This window comes from Enterovibrio norvegicus, from assembly GCF_002876705.1.
GTDB classification, from domain to species: Bacteria; Pseudomonadota; Gammaproteobacteria; order Enterobacterales; family Vibrionaceae; genus Enterovibrio; species Enterovibrio norvegicus_B.
The window spans coordinates 205,697-225,043 of the sequence record NZ_MDAG01000057.1; the positions used below are offsets into that span (position 1 = coordinate 205,697).

A 19,347-nucleotide genomic window follows, 5' to 3' on the forward strand; every position below is an offset into this window, starting at 1 on the left:
GAGCCATTGGCTCGCTTTTTTTGTTTTTACTGAGAACCCAAATGGGTGTCAGACAGCAGGGGGTTATCCCAATAGGTCGTCTGCCACTTTGTAGTTTGGATCTTCAATGTGGTTGATTTCAACCAAGCTACCTGCTTTTGTCAGTAGCGCCTGACAGTCTGGCGACAAATGGCGAAGATGCAGAGTCTTACCTGATTTGTTGTATCGGTCTGCCAAGGTATCAATCGCTTCAATCGCGGAATGGTCAGCAACACGTGACTTACCAAAATCTACGATAACGTCGCTTGGGTCATTCTGTGCGTCGAAGAGTTCAAGGAAGTTAGCCACTGAGCCGAAGAACAATGGGCCGTTCACTTCATAGATTTTCGAACCTTCTTCGTTAATGTGGCTTGTCGCGTAAATGTGTTTCGCATGTTCCCATGCAAACATCAACGCAGAGACAATCACACCAACAATCACGGCAATTGCAAGGTCAGTCATGACGGTAACAACGGTGACTAACACGATGACAAAGAAATCTTTCTTAGGTACACGGCGTGCCAGCTTGAAGGTTGCCCATTCAAAGGTGCCGATGACGACCATGAACATCACACCAACAAGCGCGGCAAGTGGGATCATTTCAATCAGTGAAGAGGTGAACAAGATAAAGCAAAGCAGCGCGAGTGCGGCAACAATACCTGATAGACGACCACGACCGCCTGAGTTCACGTTGATCATTGATTGACCAATCATCGCACAGCCGCCCATTGCACCGAACACTGAACATGTTACGTTCGCAACGCCTTGTCCCACACACTCACGGTTACCGTGACCACGGGTGCCTGTCATTTCATCAATGACGGTAAGCGTAAGTAGCGACTCAATCAAACCAACTGCAGCGAGAATCAGCGCGTAAGGCAAAATGATGTAAATCGTTTCTAGGCTAAACGGTACCACTGGCACGGCGAAGGTTGGCAGTGAGCCAGCAAGCGTCGCGTTCTCGTCGCCACTCATTGAGCGTAGGAAGTCCACCACTGTACGTGTATCGAGATCAAGCAATACGACGGCAGCCGTAACAGACACGATAGCAACCAGTGAAGACGGTACTGATGTGGTTAGTTTTGGCAGGAAGTGAATGATTGCCATGGTGATAGCCACAAGGCCAAGCATCAATATCATTTGGCTACCTTGAAGCCAATCTAGATTTCCTGCTGCGTCTGGCGCTTTGAATTGACCAAGTTGAGCAAGGAAAATGACGATAGCCAAGCCGTTAACGAAACCAATCATCACAGGGTGCGGCACCATGCGGATGAACTTTCCGAGCTTGAAAATACCGGCAGACACTTGGAAGAGGCCCGCAAGCATCACGGCAGCAAAAAGGTATTCGATGCCATGCTGAGCAACCAAGCTGACCATAACAACGGCCATTGCACCTGTTGCGCCTGAAATCATGCCTGGGCGACCGCCAAGAATAGAGGTCAATAGACCCATGATGAACGCAGCGTAGAGACCAACCATAGGGTCTACACCTGCAACAAAGGCGAATGCAACGGCTTCAGGCACAAGTGCGAGCGCTACTGTCAACCCTGACAGTACGTCGTTTTTCACTGAGTGCTGGGGGAATTTAGGAAATTCAAACATTATGTAAATTACTTGTCTTTAGATGGGTTAAAGGGAATCACACAACATCGCTAGCGGTAGCAAAACGATCGTCCTTGTAATCACATAGCTAGCAATTAAACGTTCTTTCTATAAACAGCTGTCTCAACTGTTAAATGCTTGCGGATACTACCTAATAGTGTGATTTTGTTCAATGTTCGTAACGTAATTGTGAATCTTAATAATAAAGATATCAGTGCTCGACATGTTGAAGTGACAGCCTGAAATACGTGTATAGCATTAGGGTAGTCGTGTTCGAGGGCAACATAACGAATACATTAAATTTTTATACCCAAACAACCTCAAGATACTTGTTCACCGAGAGTTTGTTTGGGTATAAAAAAAAAGAGCCATGACATGCATGGCTCTTTTTTACCCTAGCCTTAACTTAGAAGTTAGGCTTGGTCGCGGGTGCTGCGGCGCGGCTAGTTGCCGTGTCACTACCTGCTTGTTTAGTTTGAAGACGCTCTGCACGGAACTCTGCAATTGCGACTTGGATTGGTGCAGAAGACACTTCTTGAGCTGGAGCGGGTGCTTTCGTCATTGGAGACGTTGCAACACGACAACGAATCACTGGCGCTTCTGCAGGTTTTTCTGCTTCAACCGCTGAGATTTCACTCGCTTCAATCACTTCTTTGATGTCTGCTTTTTCTTCGTTCTGAACAGGCGCAACTGGCGCTGATTCAACCACTGCTTCTTGAGCCACAGTCTCTTGAACGTCGGCTTTTGCAACAACGGTTTCTGGCGCTTGTTGAGCGGCAGGTTCTTCCGATACAGCATTCACTGTTAGTGGAAGTTCTTCGCTCAGTGCATCTGCACCTTCAGATTTGGCTTTTTCTTCCAAAATCGTAGGCGTTGCAGGACGAGGGAATACTTTACCCATTGCCATTTCAGGGAAAGCAACACCGCTTAGGGCTGGTTTTGCTTCAACTGCTTCTTCAACAACGGGTGTTTCTTGTGCCACATCAGCGATGACTTCTTCTGCAACAACAGGTGCTTTCTGTGCCGCTTTCGACGGCCATACTTTACCCATTGCCATTTCTGGAGAAGCCACACCAGACTTCAGAACAACCTTGTTGCGCTTCTCTACAACAGAAACTGCAGTTTCCATCATGTCTAGCTGGTCAAGACCTTGTTCTGTCGATTCAGTGTCGTTGTCTTCGCGGTAGTTGCGACGACGGCGTTGACCACTAGCACGTAGGTGACGAGGTGAACGACGGTTACGACGTTTCTCATCACGTTGCTCAGTTTGTTCGCCATCTTGCGCAGCGACAGTTTCGTTCACATCAACTTGTTTTGCTTCGGCAGCAACTGCTTTGCCCATCTCTTGAAGAGGGTTTTCAGCCACATTCTCTTGCTCAACAGACGTGTCGCCTACGCGAATTTTCTTGTCTAGCTTACGGCGTTGACGGCGTTGCTTAATTTTTTCCGTCTTCTCCGCTTTTTCCTGCTTCTCAACTGCAACTACTGGCGCTTCTTCTTTTACAGGTTTAGCGACTTTCTGCTGTTGGCGCTGTTCCGTTTTCTCTGCTTTATCAACAGGCTTACGGTTTTGCTTCTTCGCAGGTTTTTCTTGACGTTCTGCGTTGCCGTTGCGCTCGTTACGTTCATTACGCTGTTCGTTACGATCCGCCGTTTCTGGACGGTCTTTACGACGTTGTGGACGTTTCTCGTTGCGCTCTTGCTTGCCGTTTTCATCGCGTTGATTGTTGCGTGAACCACGACGATTGCGGTCTTGCGAACGTTTCTGATCACGACGATTACGGTTTTCTTGTTTCGGTTCTTCTTTCTTCTCTTGCTCAGGCTCTGATGCAAACAGACCAGAAATGAAGCTAACCAAACGCGAGAACAAGCCCGGTTGTGTTTCAGCTTCTTTGGTTGGTGCAGGCTTCGCAGATGGTGCTGGAGAAGCTGGCGCAGAGAAACCTTGAAGTGCAGGCTCTTCACGTTTCTTCTCGACACGTTCAGCAGGGGCATCATCTTTTGCTTCTGCTTCGCGTATTGCTTCCAGCTGCTTAGGCAAGTGGTAAGAAAGCGTACTGTTTTCATCACCGCCACGGACACGCAACACTTCAAAGTGTGGCGTTTCCATGTCTGCGTTTGGCACGATAACAACGCGAACGTTGTGATATTTCTCTACATGCTGCACAGAGCGGCGTTTTTCGTTAAGCAGGTAAGAGGCAACAGGCACTGGCACAATAGCCATTACTTGCGATGTGTTCTCTTTCAATGCTTCTTCTTCGATCAATCGAAGAATAGACAGCGACAGGGATTCGTTATCACGAATCACACCTGTACCCGTACAACGAGGACAAATATGGTGGCTCGCTTCTGCCAAAGACGGGCTTAGGCGTTGGCGAGACATTTCTAGCAGACCGAAACGTGAAATACGGCCGATTTGAACGCGTGCGCGGTCCATACGAACTGCTTCACGAAGGCGGTTTTCAACTTCACGTTGGTGGCGAACAGGGGTCATATCGATAAAATCGATAACAACCAAGCCACCCAAGTCGCGTAGACGTAATTGACGTGCAATTTCGTCAGCTGCTTCTAGGTTCGTTTGAAGTGCAGTTTCTTCGATATCAGAGCCTTTTGTTGCGCGGGCTGAGTTGATATCAATAGAGGTCAATGCTTCTGTAGGGTCGATAACAATCGAACCGCCAGATGGAAGACGGACTTCACGCTGGAATGCAGATTCAATCTGACTTTCGATTTGGTAATGGCTGAATAGAGGTACTTCGCCTTCGTAGCGCTTAACGCGCTGCAGGAAGTCAGGGCGGGTCGCCTGAATACGCTCACGAGCCTGATTGAATACTGTTTCGCTATCAATCAATACCTCACCGATGTCACGGCGTAGGTAGTCACGGAATGCACGAGCAATAACGTCACTTTCTTGATAGATAAGGAAAGGAGCATTTTGAGAATCTGCAGCACCTAGGATACGTTCCCAGTTGTTCAACAGATAGTTCAAATCCCATTCAAGTTCTTCAGCTGATTTGCCTACGCCTGCGGTGCGAACAATAAGACCCATGCCTTGTGGCAGTTTAAGGCCTGACATTGCTTCTTTAAGTTGGCTACGCTCTTCACCTTCGATGCGACGAGAAATACCGCCAGCACGTGGGTTGTTAGGCATAAGAACAAGGTAACTACCCGCAAGGGAGATGAATGTGGTTAGGGCTGCGCCTTTGTTACCACGTTCTTCTTTATCTACCTGAACAATCACTTCTTGGCCTTCTTTCAACACCTCTTTGATGTTTGGACGGCCTTGGTAGCTGTAATTGTCTGGGAAGTATTCGCGGGCAATTTCTTTAAGAGGAAGGAAACCGTGACGTTCTGAACCGTAGTCAACGAAAGCTGCTTCTAGACTTGGTTCAATACGGGTGATTTTGCCTTTATAAATATTTGCTTTCTTCGATTCATGGCCTGGGCTTTCGATATCTAGATCGTACAAGCGCTGACCGTCAACCAATGCGACGCGCAACTCTTCTTTTTGAGTTGCGTTGATCAACATTCTTTTCATATCAAATTTTTCTCGATTATTTGTCGTTGTTATTAGTTGTCGGATACGAGACAAAAAACGCAATGCTGCCAGGTCCCAAGTCTGACATTAATGCAACCTCACGGCTGGGGAATCAGGGACGCTCTAGGGCACTACTTATTTACCCACTGACACGGAAATAAAGAAGTCTCTCCGGTTTACTCAGTCGGTTTTCCACCACAAATGGCGACAGTCTCTTTGACACTGGTTATTTTTCCCGTCGTGCCAACAAACTAACGGGTGCCTTAATCCTCATGTCTTACGCCAAATGCTGCATGATTAAAACGCGTTGAACTCTCATCGGAATCGAAACTACTAAGAAATAGTGCCGTGAATGGTCAATGTGTCTTGGTTAAAGCGGATTATATTTACTCTGTTTGACGGTAATTTCGCCGTAGTGTGTAAAAAAGCTACAAACTTTTCTACAGTACGGCGCAACTATAGCAGGGACACTTTTTTGCGGCAAATTACTTTGATGCAATGTAGAATCTATGCCCTATGAATACAGAAAAACCTAAAGTGCAATTCATCGACATCTCCGATGACATTGCAGGCCAGCGGATCGATAATTTTCTCCGAAATAGGCTTAAAAACGTCCCTAAAAGTATGATTTATCGCGTTCTTCGCAAAGGAGAGGTGCGAGTTAACAAAAAACGCATAAAACCGGAATACAAGCTTCAAGAGGGGGATGTTATTCGTCTTCCTCCTATCAAGATCCCAGAGACGGCGCAGGTTGAAGCGCCTAACACCAAGCTTGATAGGGTGGCTGAGTTAGAAAATTGTGTGATTTATGAAGACGATCACATGCTTATTCTGAATAAACCGTCTGGAACTGCCGTTCATGGCGGCAGTGGGCTGCATTTTGGCGCGATTGAGGCCATGCGCGCACTGCGTCCAGATGCACGTTTTCTTGAATTGGTGCATCGAATCGACAGAGATACGTCTGGCATTTTGTTGATTGCCAAAAAACGCTCGGCACTTCGTCATCTTCAAGCGCAATTTCGCGAGAAGACGGTACAGAAGTATTACTTTGCTTTGGTCATGGGGAACTGGAAACCAAGCATGCGTAAAGTGACTGCACCTTTACTTAAGAATGAAGTGAACAGCATTGTGCGGGTTAATCCGAACGGTAAAGCGTCAGAAACGCGCTTTAGAGTGCTGGAACAATTTAAAGAAGCGACCTTGGTTCAAGCAAGTCCAATCACTGGACGCACACACCAGATTCGCGTCCATGCTCAATACTCTGGTCATCCGATTGCTTGGGATGATAGGTATGGTGATCGACGATTTGATGCTTATACGAAGAAATTTGGTTTGAGCCGATTGTTCCTCCATGCTGCAAACATTAAGTTCACGCACCCGAGCACAGAAGCGCAAATGGATATCTCCGCGCCGATGGAAAAGAAACTCGAGCGAACGTTAGAAGGACTGCGCACCTGTTAAAGCAATATAAGCTAGTCATCTTTGATTGGGATGGCACTGTGATGGATTCGGTGGCACGCATTGTGTCGTGTTTAGAGGAAGCTGCCCGTTTAACGGGTGGTTTGCCAACGCTGTCGCCAGAGCAATTAAAGCAAATGATAGGTTTGAGCTTAGAAAAGGGGTTTGTATTTCTTTACCCAGATGTGCCTTTCTCTCTGTTTGATACTTGGAAGAAGCATTATGGTCAGCAGTTTCGGGATGATAACCCAACACCACATGCGTTTTATCCTGGTGTAACCGATACACTTGACGCGTTGAAAAATGCGTCAGGAAAAATGTTAGGGGTGGCGACTGGGAAATCGCGCATTGGCCTTGATAGGGCAATGGGTGAAACCCACAGTCAGCATTTCTTTGCCGCGACACGAACGGCAGATGAGACGTTATCAAAGCCCGATCCTTTAATGATTCATGCGTTGCTTGAAGAGCTCGGTATCAATAAAGAAGAGGCTGTCATGATAGGGGATACCTCTCATGACATGTTGTTAGCAAACAACGCGGGCATTGATGCGATTGGTATTACATGGGGTGTGCATGATGCTGCTACACTATCTGAATACAACCCTGTGGCGATTGTCGACACACTGCCAGAATTACTCAAACTGCCATAGACATAAGCGTTAGCAGGACATGAAAATGAAAAAAGAGCGAAGATTCGCTCTTTTTTTGTAGCTGATAGAAGGGGTTAGTTACCCTAGAACGTTGACACCTTCTTGCTCTAACATTTCACACAGTCGAATCAATGGAAGACCAATCAAAGTGTTTGGGTCTCTACCATCGAGCTTCTCAAACAATGCGATGCCTAATCCTTCACATTTGAAACTGCCAGCACAATCGAGCGGTAGCTCGCGCTTCACGTAGTTTCTAATTTCTACCTCAGAGAGAGATCTAAAGTGAACGTGAAACGGTTCAACGTCGGTTTGGGATTTCCCAGTTGCACTGTTATAAAGGCTTAAACCTGTATAAAAAGTGACGTGTTTGCCTGAAGCTGCACTGAGTTGGTCGAAAGCACGCTCTTCAGTATGAGGTTTGCCGAGGATCTTTCCGTCGATCACGCAGACTTGATCGGATCCTATGATCAAGGCGTTGGGATGATCGATACTGCACGCTTTTGCCTTATTTTCAGACAAACGCTTCACCAAATCGCTTGGATCTTCTTGTTCATAAGGGGTTTCATCAATATCAGGCGAATGCGTTAGAAAGGAAATTCCCAGCTTTTCTAACACCATTTGGCGATATTTAGAGCCGGATCCTAGCACGACTGTTTGTTTATTCATCTAACGATGATCCTTTCTCGGAATATTCGTATACGAAGGTCAGTGTAATGTTTTACACTTGCGGAGGCGAGTGGGCATAGGATGTCCGTTGGCAATTCGTGCCCATTCTGTTTCAAATTCGCTAAGTGCCTGTAGTACAGAAAATAACCTTTTCTTCTCTGGGCGAGTGTGTATACGCTACCTCTTAGAAGTAAAAGGCTAAATTTCTTTGACTCGGGATACTTTGGAGGCTAGAATTCGCGCCCTATGCAAAAGGTAAAAGTACCACTAACGGTTGACCCGTTTAAAAGTGCGCAAAAGCGACTTGATTATGATGGCATCATCGCAGTTAAGCAGCTTGAACGTCTTGCAGAGGTAACTGGAGGTGTGATCAGTGATGCTGATGTTAAACTTTCTTTTGATATTGATGCACAAGGACTGAAGATCGTAAGCGGTAACGTGAAGGTCGACGTCAATCTTGAGTGTCAACGTTGTTGGAAAGTCTACCCACATCATTGTGATATCGAATTTATTTACAGCCCGGTTTTCAATGAAGATCAGGTTGACAATTTACCAGATGCTTATGAGCCGGCATTAGTCGACGAAAATGGTGAGATTAACCTACTTCAACTTATCGAAGATGAGTTGATTGTGGCTTTGCCACAGGTTGCCATGCACGAAGAAGCTGATTGCGAAATCAACTCTGATGGTATGGTTTTCGGGGAAATCCCGCTTGCTGATGAGCGTCCGAATCCATTTGCCGTTTTGAAAAACTTAAAGCAAAAGTAACGAGGAGTAGGGTCCATGGCCGTACAAAAGAGCAAAAAATCACGTTCAATGCGTGGTATGCGTCGTTCACACGATGCGCTAACTACTAGTGCATTGTCTGTAGATGCAACTTCTGGTGAAACTCACCTGCGTCACAACGTGACTGCTGACGGTTTCTACCGTGGCCGCAAGGTAATCAACAAGTAAGGTTGAGCCTTGACTGGTCTAACCATTGCACTTGATGCGATGGGTGGGGACTTCGGTCCCCAGGTAACAGTGCCTGCCTCCGTGCAGGCATTGTTGCATTTCCCTTCGTTAAAAGTCGTACTCGTCGGTGATCACGCTGAGATCACCCGCCAGCTCGTATCGCTGGGTCAAGAACATGCCTCCCGCATTTCAATTGTTCATGCGGAATCTTCTATCGCCAACGACACGCGTCCTTCTCAAGCACTTCGCTCGAGTAAAGGTACATCCATGCGTATTGCATTGGAACTTGTCGCCGATGGCAAAGCTGATGCCTGTGTCAGTGCCGGTAATACGGGCGCACTGATGGCACTCTCTCGCTCCTTATTAAAACTTCTCCCTGGCATAGACAGGCCTGCGCTTGTTTCAGCCCTCCCAACCCTAGGTTCTCAACAAAGCTGGTTACTCGATCTTGGTGCAAATGTTTCGGTGGATGCTGATACCTTGTTTCAGTTTGCGGTAATGGGCTCTGTGCTTGCTGAAGAGCAATTAGGTCATCAACCTACGGTGGGCTTGTTGAATATCGGTGAAGAAGAAATAAAAGGAAATGATTTAGTAAAGCGTTGCTCGGAAATGCTTCAGCAATGCTCAGCAGTCAATTACATTGGTTACGTAGAGGGCAACCAGCTCTATACAGGGAAGGCTGATGTGGTTGTCTGTGATGGATTTGTCGGCAACGTAAGCCTGAAAACCAGTGAAGGGGTCGCAAAACTGTTTTTAGATAGCTTAAAGCAGCACATTTTGACGAGCCCATTTAAAAAACTGGTGGCTAAATGGTTATTTGGCGAACTATTTACTGCGCTTAATCACCTGAACCCCGACCAGTACAATGGCGCAAGTCTGTTAGGATTGCGCGGCATTGTAGTGAAAAGCCACGGACGTGCTGATATATCCGCTTTCCAACACGCTATCGGGGAAGCGGTCCACGAAGTCGAACGGCAACTACCTAAAAAAATATGTGACCGTTTGGAAGCCGTACTACTCGAGAGGCATTATTAGTCTTCATGTTCAGTAAGATTCTAGGTACAGGCAGCTTTCTGCCTGCCCAAATCCGCACTAACGCGGATCTCGAAAAAATGGTTGATACCAGTGATGAGTGGATTACTGCCCGAACTGGTATTAAAGAACGTCGTATTGCAGCGGAAAACGAGTCTGTTGCGGTAATGGCTTACAACGCTGCTGTCCAAGCAATTGATATGGCAGCGATTGATAAGCACGACATTGACCTCATTATTGTTGCTACCACAAGCGGTGAAAGTGCATTCCCTGCTGCCGCATGTGAAGTCCAAGCCATGCTTGGTATTAGTGGTTGCCCTGCCTTTGATATTGCTGCTGCATGTTCTGGTTTTGTTTACGCACTGAGCGTTGCTGATCAGTATGTGAAGTCAGGCATGGCGCGTAACGCCTTGGTTGTTGGTTCTGATCGTCTTTCTCACATGTGTGATCCGACTGATCGTTCAACTGTCATCTTGTTTGGTGATGGTGCGGGTGCCGTTGTTGTTGGTGCAAGCGAAGAGCCAGGTGTGATCTCTACTCACTTACGTGCTGATGGTAAATTTGGCGAGTTGCTGAACTTGAAACACCCTGGGCGTGGTTCGCGCTCTCAAGTTGAAGAAGATGCTTGGCTAGAAATGGCAGGCAACGATGTCTTTAAAGTTGCTGTTACGCAGCTGGCTAACATCGTCTCTGAAACACTTGATGCCAACCAAATGGAAAAGTCTGAAATTGATTGGCTCGTTCCACACCAAGCAAACTATCGAATCATTAAAGCGACGGCAAAAAAACTGGCCATGTCGATGGATCAGGTTGTCCTAACGCTAGATAAACATGGCAATACGTCTGCCGCTTCTGTTCCTACTGCACTTGATGAAGCAGTACGTGACGGACGCATTCAACGCGGTCAAACGATATTGCTTGAAGCCTTTGGCGGTGGTTTCGCCTGGGGCTCTGCGCTGATTAAGTTTTAATAAGGAAAATTTCTATGTCTAACTTTGCTGTGGTTTTTCCAGGCCAAGGTTCACAAACTATGGGCATGTTGGCTGAACTGGCTGAACAATTTGATGTAGTAAAACAAACATTTGCTGAAGCATCTGACGTTTTAGGTTATGACCTTTGGGCACTGGTTCAAAACGGCCCTGACACTGACCTCAACCAAACTCATCGCACTCAACCTGCACTGCTGGCAGCGTCTGTTGCGATTTGGCGTGTATGGCAACAAGAGGGTGGAGCACAACCAACCGTATTGGCTGGTCATAGCTTGGGTGAGTACTCTGCACTGGTTTGTGCGGGTGTTATCGACTTCAAAGAAGCCGTTAAATTGGTTGAACTGCGTGGTCAGCTGATGCAAGAAGCGGTACCTGCAGGCGTGGGTGCTATGTCTGCAATCATTGGTCTTGAAAACGACGCCATTGCTAAAGCGTGTGAAGAAGCGGAACAGGGACAAGTGGTTTCCCCTGTAAACTTCAATTCACCAGGCCAAGTTGTCATTGCCGGTAATAAAGAAGCGGTAGAGCGTGCAAACGTTCTGTGTAAAGAAGCGGGCGCGAAACGCGCATTGCCTTTGCCTGTATCTGTGCCGTCTCACTGTGCACTGATGAAACCAGCAGCAGATAAATTAGCTGTTGCGCTTGAAAGCATTGAATTTTCTGCACCGTCAATCCCAGTTGTTAACAACGCTGACGTTGCTGCTGAAACTGACCCTTCTGCGATTAAATCTGCTCTTGTTCGTCAACTTTACGGTCCCGTTCGTTGGACTGAAAGCGTTGAGAAAATGGCCGGTGAAGGCGTTGAGCTTCTGCTAGAAATGGGCCCTGGTAAAGTATTGACGGGTCTTGCTAAGCGTATCGATCGTAAATTGAACGCTGCTGCGGTTAATGATCCTGCTTCTTTGGAAGCGGCGAAGTAATTTCTGGAAACTGCAGCCAGTAACAACTGGCTGCTGCAATTAAGGAACGAATAAGAATGGACCTGAACGGTAAAATTGCGCTTGTTACGGGTGCGAGTCGTGGTATTGGACGAGCAATCGCTGAAATTCTTGTAGAGCGCGGTGCAACAGTTGTTGGTACAGCTACCTCTGAAAGCGGTGCTGCGTCAATCAGCGATTACTTGGGCGAGAACGGTAAGGGCTATGCACTTAACGTAACATCTTCTGAGTCGATTGAAGGCGTACTGAAAGCGATCAAAGAAGAGTTCGGTGATATCGATATTCTTGTTAACAATGCAGGCATTACTCGTGATAACCTTCTGATGCGTATGAAGGAAGATGAGTGGCAAGACATCATGGACACCAACTTGACGTCTATTTTCCGCATGTCTAAAGCGGTACTGCGTGCGATGATGAAAAAACGTAACGGACGTATTATTAATGTCGGTTCGGTTGTTGGTACAATGGGCAACGCCGGTCAGGCAAATTATGCGGCAGCGAAAGCTGGAGTTGTGGGCTTCACCAAATCTATGGCACGTGAAGTTGCATCGCGCGGCATTACCGTAAATACTGTCGCTCCAGGTTTCATTGAAACCGACATGACAAAAGCGCTGAACGATGATCAGCGTGCAGCAACTTTGGCTCAAGTACCTGCTGGACGTTTAGGCGATCCACGTGAAATTGCGGCGACTGTAGCGTTTTTAGCGTCAACAGATGCAGCCTATATCACGGGTGAGACACTGCACGTCAATGGCGGCATGTACATGATTTGAGCACAAAAGTTGCAACACTAAATGATACAGGTCAAACTCCGACTGTTTATCGAGCAAATCGTGGTTTGACCAGCATTAAGGGTGTTGCAACTTCCACGTTATTGAATAAACTACTGCACATATCGCATCTGCGAATCTTGTAAGGAATAGTATTAATATGAGCAACATCGAAGAACGCGTTAAAAAAATCATCGTTGAGCAACTAGGCGTAGACGAAGCTGAAGTTAAAAACGAAGCATCTTTCGTTGACGATCTGGGTGCAGATTCTCTAGACACAGTTGAGCTTGTTATGGCTCTGGAAGAAGAATTCGATACCGAGATTCCAGACGAAGAAGCTGAAAAGATTACTACTGTTCAAGCTGCTATCGACTACGTAGTTGGCGCGTCTGAGTAATCAGAAAAAAAATTCTTCCAGGCGGTCAATTTGGCCGCCTGAGTTTTTTCTAGCACCTCAAAATTTTAAAGAATCACCTTTCTCCGGAGAATATCATCGTGTCTAAGCGTCGTGTTGTTGTCACTGGCATGGGGATGTTATCGCCTGTAGGTAACACTGTTGAGTCATCTTGGAAAGCATTACTCGCTGGCCAAAGCGGTATTCAAACAATTGATCATTTCGATACAACAGGCTTTGCAACCAAATTTGCTGGGCTAGTAAATGATTTCAATTGTGAAGATTACATCTCTAAGAAAGATGCTCGTAAAATGGATTTATTCATCCAGTACGGGATCGCAGCAAGTGTGCAAGCACTTGAAGATTCTGGTTTGGAGATCACCGAAGAAAACGCTGAGCGTGTCGGTGTAGCCATTGGTTCGGGTATTGGTGGACTTGGCTTGATTGAAGCTAACCACCGCGCGTATGTCGAAAAAGGCCCACGCAAAATCAGTCCATTTTTTGTACCGTCGACCATTGTAAATATGATCGCCGGTCACGTATCCATTAATTACGGTCTTCGCGGTCCTAACATCGCGATTTCAACGGCTTGTACCACAGGTCTGCACAACATCGGTCATGCGGCACGCATGATTGCATATGGTGATGCAGATGCGATGGTTGCAGGTGGCGCAGAAAAAGCGTCGACCGAATTAGGTATTGGTGGCTTTGCTGCTGCAAAAGCCCTGTCTACCCGTAATGACGATCCACAAGCGGCTTCACGTCCTTGGGATAAAGACCGTGATGGTTTTGTTCTAGGTGATGGCGCTGGCGTCATCGTGCTTGAAGAATACGAACAAGCAAAAGCACGTGGTGCCAAGATTTACTGTGAGCTTGTTGGCTTCGGTATGAGTGGTGATGCTTACCACATGACGTCACCAAGCGCAGACGGCTCTGGTGGTGCACTTGCAATGAAAGCGGCTATCCGCGATGCAGGCATCACACCAGAAGATATTGGTTATGTAAACGCACACGGTACGTCTACACCTGCGGGTGATGTTGCTGAAACGAAGGGTATTCGTTTGGCTATGGGTGCTGCTGCAGACAAAACCATGGTGTCTTCAACCAAATCAATGACAGGTCACCTTCTAGGTGCTGCAGGTTCTGCGGAATCTATCTTCACCATCATGTCTTTGGTTGAGCAGGCTGTACCGCCAACGATTAACTTGGACAACCTCGATGAAGGTTGTGACCTTGATTATGTTCCACATGAAGCTCGTCAAGTGAAGACGGACTACGCTCTGTGTAACTCTTTCGGCTTCGGCGGCACAAATGGTTCGTTGATTTTCAAAAAAATCTAAGAATTTTTTGATAAACTAAGGCGGCTCGATACAGTGTATCGAGCCGTTTTTTTATTTGTAATTCAGGAACCCCGGAATGATTTTGCTCAATGGATTGGCTAGTGATGACATTTCAATCTCTGATCGCGGTTTACAGTACGGTGACGGCTGTTTTTCCACCCTTCTTCTTAAAAGGGGTGTAGTTGCAGCTTGGCCATTGCACGAAGCGCGTTTGCGTGACAACGCATCTCGACTTGGGATCACCGATATTGATTGGCCTTTAGTTGCTTCTTGGGTACAAGATGCGGCTAAATCTACCGAAAGCACAGACAAAGCGGTTCTGAAAGTGATCATTACGCGAGGTGCGGGCGGGCGAGGTTACAGCCCTGAAGGCTGCAATGCGCCCAATGTCATTGTCTCAACGCATGCCTATCCAGCGCACTATGAGGCGTGGCGGGAGAAAGGCATTGCGATGGTACTGCTTGAACAACCACTCGGCATATCTCCGCTCGCAGGCATTAAGCATTTAAACCGTTTAGAGCAGGTTATGCTCAAGCGTGAAGTGGACAGCAGCGGCATGGACGATGGTGTTGCGTGCGACATGAGTGGGAACCTTGTCGAAACCTCTGCGTCGAATTTATTCTGGCGTATCGGCAAGATGATTTATACCCCAGATCTTCAACGTGCAGGTGTGGCTGGTACGATGCGAACTCAGGTTATCGCAGCGGCGAAAGCACTCGGTTTTGATGTTCAGGAAGTTCTCTCTTCCCCTGACGCTTTATTTAGAGCCGAAGAAGTCTTTATAACAAATGCAGTAATGGGCGTGATGCCTGTGAGATGCGTAGAAACAACAAACTACAGCGCATTTGATGCTTGTAGAGCAATAACATTGAGGTTAAATGCGTGATTAAAAAACTGGCCCTTGTATTTCTGTGCCTTGTATTGGCTGCTGCTGGTGGCGCGTACTGGGCATATGGGGAAATTGAATCGTACGTGAGTGCGCAAATAGACACTCAAGAAAAAGTCCTCGTGACGGTACCGGATGGCGCGAATTATCATTCCGTTACCCGTACTTTGATTAATGACGGTGTTATTTCACCGTCTGAATGGTCAAGATTTGCGGCAAAAACGCACCCAGAGCTCACTCGCTTGAAAGCGGGGACTTATGAAATTGACCCGTCAATGACACTTGCAGATGTGTTTGCCGTGTTCCGAACAGGTAAAGAGCATCAGTTTGCGATCACCTTCGTTGAAGGAAGTACCTTCAAAGAATGGCGCGAAATCCTTAATCAAACTGACTACTTGAAACATGATACTGAAAATTTGAGTGAAGCGGCTATTGCCAAGAAGCTCGGTTTGTCGTCAGAGAAAGTCGAAGGGTTATTGTTGCCAGAAACCTATCATTTTGTGGCAGGGGAAAGCGATCTCTCTCTTCTAGTTCGTGCTTCCAAGCAACTTCAAGGTGCGTTGGATTTGGCATGGGCATCACGTGCTGAGAAGCTACCCGTAAAATCCGCGTATGACTTGTTAACGCTTGCCTCCATCATTGAAAAAGAAACCGCGGTGGATGAAGAGCGCGGTAAAGTGGCGTCAGTATTTGTAAACCGCTTGAACAAGCGAATGCGTCTGCAAACTGACCCTACGGTGATTTATGGCATGGGTGATAAATACGATGGCAACATCCGTAAGAAAGACTTACGCACGCCAACGCCATATAACACGTATGTGATTTCAGGTTTACCGCCAACGCCAATTGCGATGCCAGGTAAAGCTTCGATCATTGCTGCGGCGAACCCTGACAGTACACCGTATTTCTATTTCGTTGCCAGCGGTTACGGTGGCCACAAATTTTCGAAAACGCTCGCGGAACATAACCGTGCAGTCCGACAGTATCTCAAAGTATTAAGAAGCCAATGAACGGAAAATTTATCGTAGTTGAAGGCCTTGAAGGCGCGGGCAAAACCACTGCTATCAATAAAGTGATAGAAACACTGAAAGCGCATGGTATCAGCGACATTGAAACAACCCGCGAGCCGGGTGGTACACCGTTGGCAGAGCAGATGCGTGCATTGGTAAAAGAAGGCCATCCTGATGAGCCTTTGACGGACATGGCAGAGCTGCTTTTACTTTACGCAGCACGCATCCAGTTGGTTGATAACGTGATCAAGCCTGCGCTTAATCGTGGCGCGGTTGTGGTTGGTGATCGCCATGACATGTCTTCACAGGCATACCAAGGTGGTGGCCGTGGTTTTGATAAGGCATTAATGCAAAGCCTGCGTAATACTGTGTTGGGTGATTTTCGTCCTGACTTCACGATTTACATGGATATTGACCCTGAGCTTGGCTTATCTCGTGCCCGTGCGCGTGGCGAGTTGGACCGTATTGAACAAATGAAACTCGAGTTTTTCCAACGCACGCGTGAACGCTATTTGGAACTGGCGGCAGCAGAAGAGCATGTTGCCATTATTGATGCATCACAATCGATTGAAGACGTTGCAAGCGATATTCAATCAGCATTAGAACAATGGCTGAACCATGCAGGTTAACGTATACCCTTGGCAACACGACACGTGGCAACATTGGCAAAAGCTTCTCGGTCAAGATAGGCTTCACCACGCTGTGTTGTTGGCTTCCCCAAAAGGGAGTGGGCGTATTGCGCTAGCTGCCATGTTAGCAAAAACCATTCTTTGCAAGAATGGCGTCGCTGAACCTTGTGGTGTTTGCCATAGTTGTAAGCTGTTTGATGCAGACACGCACCCAGATTTCCACCTACTCAAGCCTGAAGCTGAAGGTAAACAAATCGGTGTCGATGCTGTGCGTAAAGTGAATCAGTACGCTTGGGAAACATCACAACTGGGTGGTCAACGGGTTATTCTGATTCAAGATGCAGATCGCATGGGCGAGGCGGCGGCGAATGCGGTGTTAAAAACGTTAGAAGAACCGCCTTCGAACTGCCATTTTATTCTTCTTGCAGCGTCCATGGACACCATGTTGCCGACGGTGGTAAGCCGATGTAACAAGTGGAAGCCTAAACTGCCGCAGGAAAGCGTTGTAAAGCGGTGGGTTGAGGCTGAGTTGTTTGATTCGGTGCCACTTCAAGTGATCCGCATTAACCGTGGTGCGCCGCTTGCAGCGAAAGCATTTGTAGAGTCGGGTAGCTTAGGCGCGCATGAAGGGTTGCTTGATGCATTTTCTGGCTATGTAACAACGAAACAAGGTCTTTTCACGCTCACGGAGAAGCTGATCAAATCTGGCAACGATGGCTTACAGTGGTTAAGTTTTCTATTGTTGGACGTGATGAAATTGCAACAGGGGACCCAAGAGGGGCTCGTTCACTGCGAATCTCTCCCGTTAGTTGAAAAAATTGGCCGTGCCGTCTCCGCGTCTGTCGTTATGCGCCAACTAACAGCACTGAATAAGCTGAAGAGCGATTTGGTGAGAAGCACAGGCTTAAACAATGAACTAATGGTCAGTCGCTGGTTGAGTGACTTTCAGTAAGCACCTATACCCAAACAATCTGAAGATGCAGGATTCAGCGAGTCGACTCGCCCGAAGGGAAGCCCTAAATGCGCCCACTTCTTCGCTAAATTCCACGGAAATAGAACGACTATTCCTCGTGAAATTTGCCTTGAATTGAACGCATTAATAACCTCTGAATGCGATCACCTTAAGGCCATTTGGGTATACAATGCATCGCTTTACAAGAATACCGGAGTTAACAACGTGCTAGTCGATTCACATTGCCACCTTGATAAATTAGATTACGACGATCTGCATACTGATGTTGCAGAGGTCATAGAGAAAGCGAAAGATCGTGGTGTGGATTACCTGCTCTCTGTTGGTGTAACCCTGCGCAGCTTTCCGACCATGATGGATTTGATTCGTCCATACCCGAATGTGTTTGCATCTTGTGGCGTTCACCCTCTCGACATTGAAGAAGGTTTCGACTTCGATCAACTGCGCACGTTGGCCGCGGATGACCGTGTTGTCGCGATTGGCGAAACGGGGCTAGATTACCATTACCAACCCGAGCTTGCTGAAAAGCAGCAAGACGTTTTCCGTCAGCACGTGCGTATTGCTGTTGAGCTAAATAAACCTCTCATCATCCATACGCGCATGGCGCGAGAAGACACGCTCCGTATTTTGCGTGAAGAGAACGCTCAAAAGGTTGGGGGTGTGCTGCATTGCTTCACTGAAAGTTTTGAGATGGCAGAAGCCGCGATTGAGCTAGGGTTCTACATTTCTATTTCAGGCATTGTGACGTTTAACAAAGCGTCTGAGCTAAAAGATGTCGTCCGTCGATTGCCTCTGGAAAAACTGTTGGTAGAGACGGATTCACCGTATCTTGCACCTATCCCGTATCGTGGTAAGCAAAATCAGCCTGCTTACGTTCGCGAAGTGGCGGAATATGTCGGCTTGCTGAAAGGCGTGTCTGCTGAAGAAGTAGCAGCAACGACAACGGAAAACTTTTTTAAGCTTTTCTCGACAGCTACTCGCTGAACCACATCGTTCAAGACTTCTTAAAGGCTGCTTTTGCAGCCTTTTTCGTGTTTTCCCCTCGTGATTTTCGTAACACTTGGCATGTCACAAAGATAAATGGGGTTTGTAACAGCAAAGACCTATTTGGTTTTAATTTTTGTTGTCATCTCTTTTATCTATCTGAAACTTATGATGAAAGTTACAAATTCTTTTCCTGTGCTGCAATGATACTTAAACATGTTAAACACACTTAATTCGTTACATGAAATAACGTTAAGACTCTGGGCATTATAAGTGTGTAAAATTCGTGCAGAGAGTGATTGGTCTGATATTAAGATATAAAATACAGTGACTTAGAGAGTATCAAAAGTGCTATTTGGTATCTTCCCTATGTGATCTATATTTAGTTTCTGAACAAACTCATCGTGTTACGTAGAGCCATCCGAGCTGCAGTCCTATATTACACATCGAAATACATTGATTAGCAGGTTGTCCTGAACTCACATGTTTCTGAGTTCAACGTACAACTAAAATTATTCT

Annotated in this window: 18 protein-coding genes; 15 read left to right on the forward strand and 3 right to left on the reverse strand. The window is 46.8% G+C overall.

Translation table 11 applies throughout. From position 1 onward, the window contains the following. Positions 1-63: 63 nt before the first annotated feature. Both BCT27_RS20390 and rne read right to left on the reverse strand, forming a co-directional pair. Positions 64-1,620, reverse strand: coding sequence for a SulP family inorganic anion transporter (locus BCT27_RS20390; RefSeq protein ID WP_102317128.1), 1,557 nt, complete (start codon positions 1,618-1,620; stop codon positions 64-66). Between the two features lie 406 nt (positions 1,621-2,026). After that, positions 2,027-5,149, reverse strand: coding sequence for a ribonuclease E (gene rne, locus BCT27_RS20395; protein ID WP_102396606.1), 3,123 nt, complete (start codon positions 5,147-5,149; stop codon positions 2,027-2,029). 525 nt (positions 5,150-5,674) lie between these two features. Here rne and rluC point away from each other — a divergent pair. Next, on the forward strand, positions 5,675-6,619 hold the full coding sequence (gene rluC, locus BCT27_RS20400; protein WP_102317126.1) for a 23S rRNA pseudouridine(955/2504/2580) synthase RluC: 945 nt from the start codon (positions 5,675-5,677) through the stop codon (positions 6,617-6,619). Positions 6,620-6,636: 17 nt separating this feature from the next. Beyond that, positions 6,637-7,266 (forward strand): HAD family hydrolase, encoded by a 630-nt coding sequence (locus tag BCT27_RS20405; protein WP_277872036.1) that lies wholly within the window; start codon positions 6,637-6,639, stop codon positions 7,264-7,266. Between the two features lie 78 nt (positions 7,267-7,344). On the opposite strand, the gene BCT27_RS20410 is transcribed toward BCT27_RS20405, so the two are convergent. After that, entirely contained in the window at positions 7,345-7,932 is a 588-nt protein-coding gene (locus BCT27_RS20410; protein ID WP_102396608.1) for a Maf family protein, read from the reverse strand. Between the two features lie 246 nt (positions 7,933-8,178). Here BCT27_RS20410 and yceD point away from each other — a divergent pair, with 246 nt between their 5' ends. From yceD to BCT27_RS20475, 13 genes are all read left to right on the forward strand, one after another. After that, positions 8,179-8,700: a 23S rRNA accumulation protein YceD gene (gene yceD / locus BCT27_RS20415; RefSeq protein ID WP_102317123.1), complete on the forward strand. Its 522-nt coding sequence runs from the start codon at positions 8,179-8,181 to the stop codon at positions 8,698-8,700. 15 nt (positions 8,701-8,715) lie between these two features. Further along, on the forward strand, positions 8,716-8,886 hold the full coding sequence (gene rpmF, locus BCT27_RS20420; RefSeq protein ID WP_016961383.1) for a 50S ribosomal protein L32: 171 nt from the start codon (positions 8,716-8,718) through the stop codon (positions 8,884-8,886). Positions 8,887-8,895: 9 nt separating this feature from the next. Beyond that, a complete protein-coding gene (plsX, locus tag BCT27_RS20425; protein ID WP_017013872.1) occupies positions 8,896-9,921 on the forward strand; it encodes a phosphate acyltransferase PlsX in 1,026 nt (341 codons plus the stop codon). A 5-nt stretch (positions 9,922-9,926) separates the two neighbouring features. Continuing rightward, positions 9,927-10,889: a beta-ketoacyl-ACP synthase III gene (locus BCT27_RS20430; RefSeq protein ID WP_102317122.1), complete on the forward strand. Its 963-nt coding sequence runs from the start codon at positions 9,927-9,929 to the stop codon at positions 10,887-10,889. 14 nt (positions 10,890-10,903) lie between these two features. Next, positions 10,904-11,827, forward strand: a complete 924-nt coding sequence (gene fabD / locus BCT27_RS20435; protein ID WP_102396609.1) for an ACP S-malonyltransferase — start codon at positions 10,904-10,906, stop codon at positions 11,825-11,827. Between the two features lie 56 nt (positions 11,828-11,883). Further along, the gene (gene fabG, locus BCT27_RS20440) at positions 11,884-12,618 is read left to right on the forward strand and encodes a 3-oxoacyl-ACP reductase FabG (protein ID WP_017010176.1); all 735 of its coding nucleotides are present in this window, start codon (positions 11,884-11,886) and stop codon (positions 12,616-12,618) included. Between the two features lie 157 nt (positions 12,619-12,775). Next, complete coding sequence (gene acpP / locus BCT27_RS20445; protein WP_007467184.1) at positions 12,776-13,012, forward strand: acyl carrier protein; 237 nt, start codon at positions 12,776-12,778, stop codon at positions 13,010-13,012. Between the two features lie 98 nt (positions 13,013-13,110). Continuing rightward, positions 13,111-14,349 (forward strand): beta-ketoacyl-ACP synthase II, encoded by a 1,239-nt coding sequence (gene fabF, locus BCT27_RS20450; RefSeq protein ID WP_102317120.1) that lies wholly within the window; start codon positions 13,111-13,113, stop codon positions 14,347-14,349. Positions 14,350-14,425: 76 nt separating this feature from the next. Then, positions 14,426-15,235, forward strand: coding sequence for an aminodeoxychorismate lyase (gene pabC, locus BCT27_RS20455; protein ID WP_102396610.1), 810 nt, complete (start codon positions 14,426-14,428; stop codon positions 15,233-15,235). Then, entirely contained in the window at positions 15,232-16,245 is a 1,014-nt protein-coding gene (gene mltG / locus BCT27_RS20460) for an endolytic transglycosylase MltG (protein WP_102390959.1), read from the forward strand. Before pabC ends, mltG begins: the two co-directional genes overlap by 4 nt. Next, on the forward strand, positions 16,242-16,874 hold the full coding sequence (tmk, locus tag BCT27_RS20465; RefSeq protein ID WP_102396611.1) for a dTMP kinase: 633 nt from the start codon (positions 16,242-16,244) through the stop codon (positions 16,872-16,874). Before mltG ends, tmk begins: the two co-directional genes overlap by 4 nt. Beyond that, positions 16,864-17,826, forward strand: coding sequence for a DNA polymerase III subunit delta' (holB, locus tag BCT27_RS20470; RefSeq protein WP_102317116.1), 963 nt, complete (start codon positions 16,864-16,866; stop codon positions 17,824-17,826). The genes tmk and holB overlap by 11 nt, the downstream gene beginning before the upstream one ends. A 225-nt stretch (positions 17,827-18,051) precedes the next feature. After that, the gene (locus BCT27_RS20475; protein WP_017013867.1) at positions 18,052-18,828 is read left to right on the forward strand and encodes a TatD family hydrolase; all 777 of its coding nucleotides are present in this window, start codon (positions 18,052-18,054) and stop codon (positions 18,826-18,828) included. Positions 18,829-19,347 lie beyond the last annotated feature (519 nt).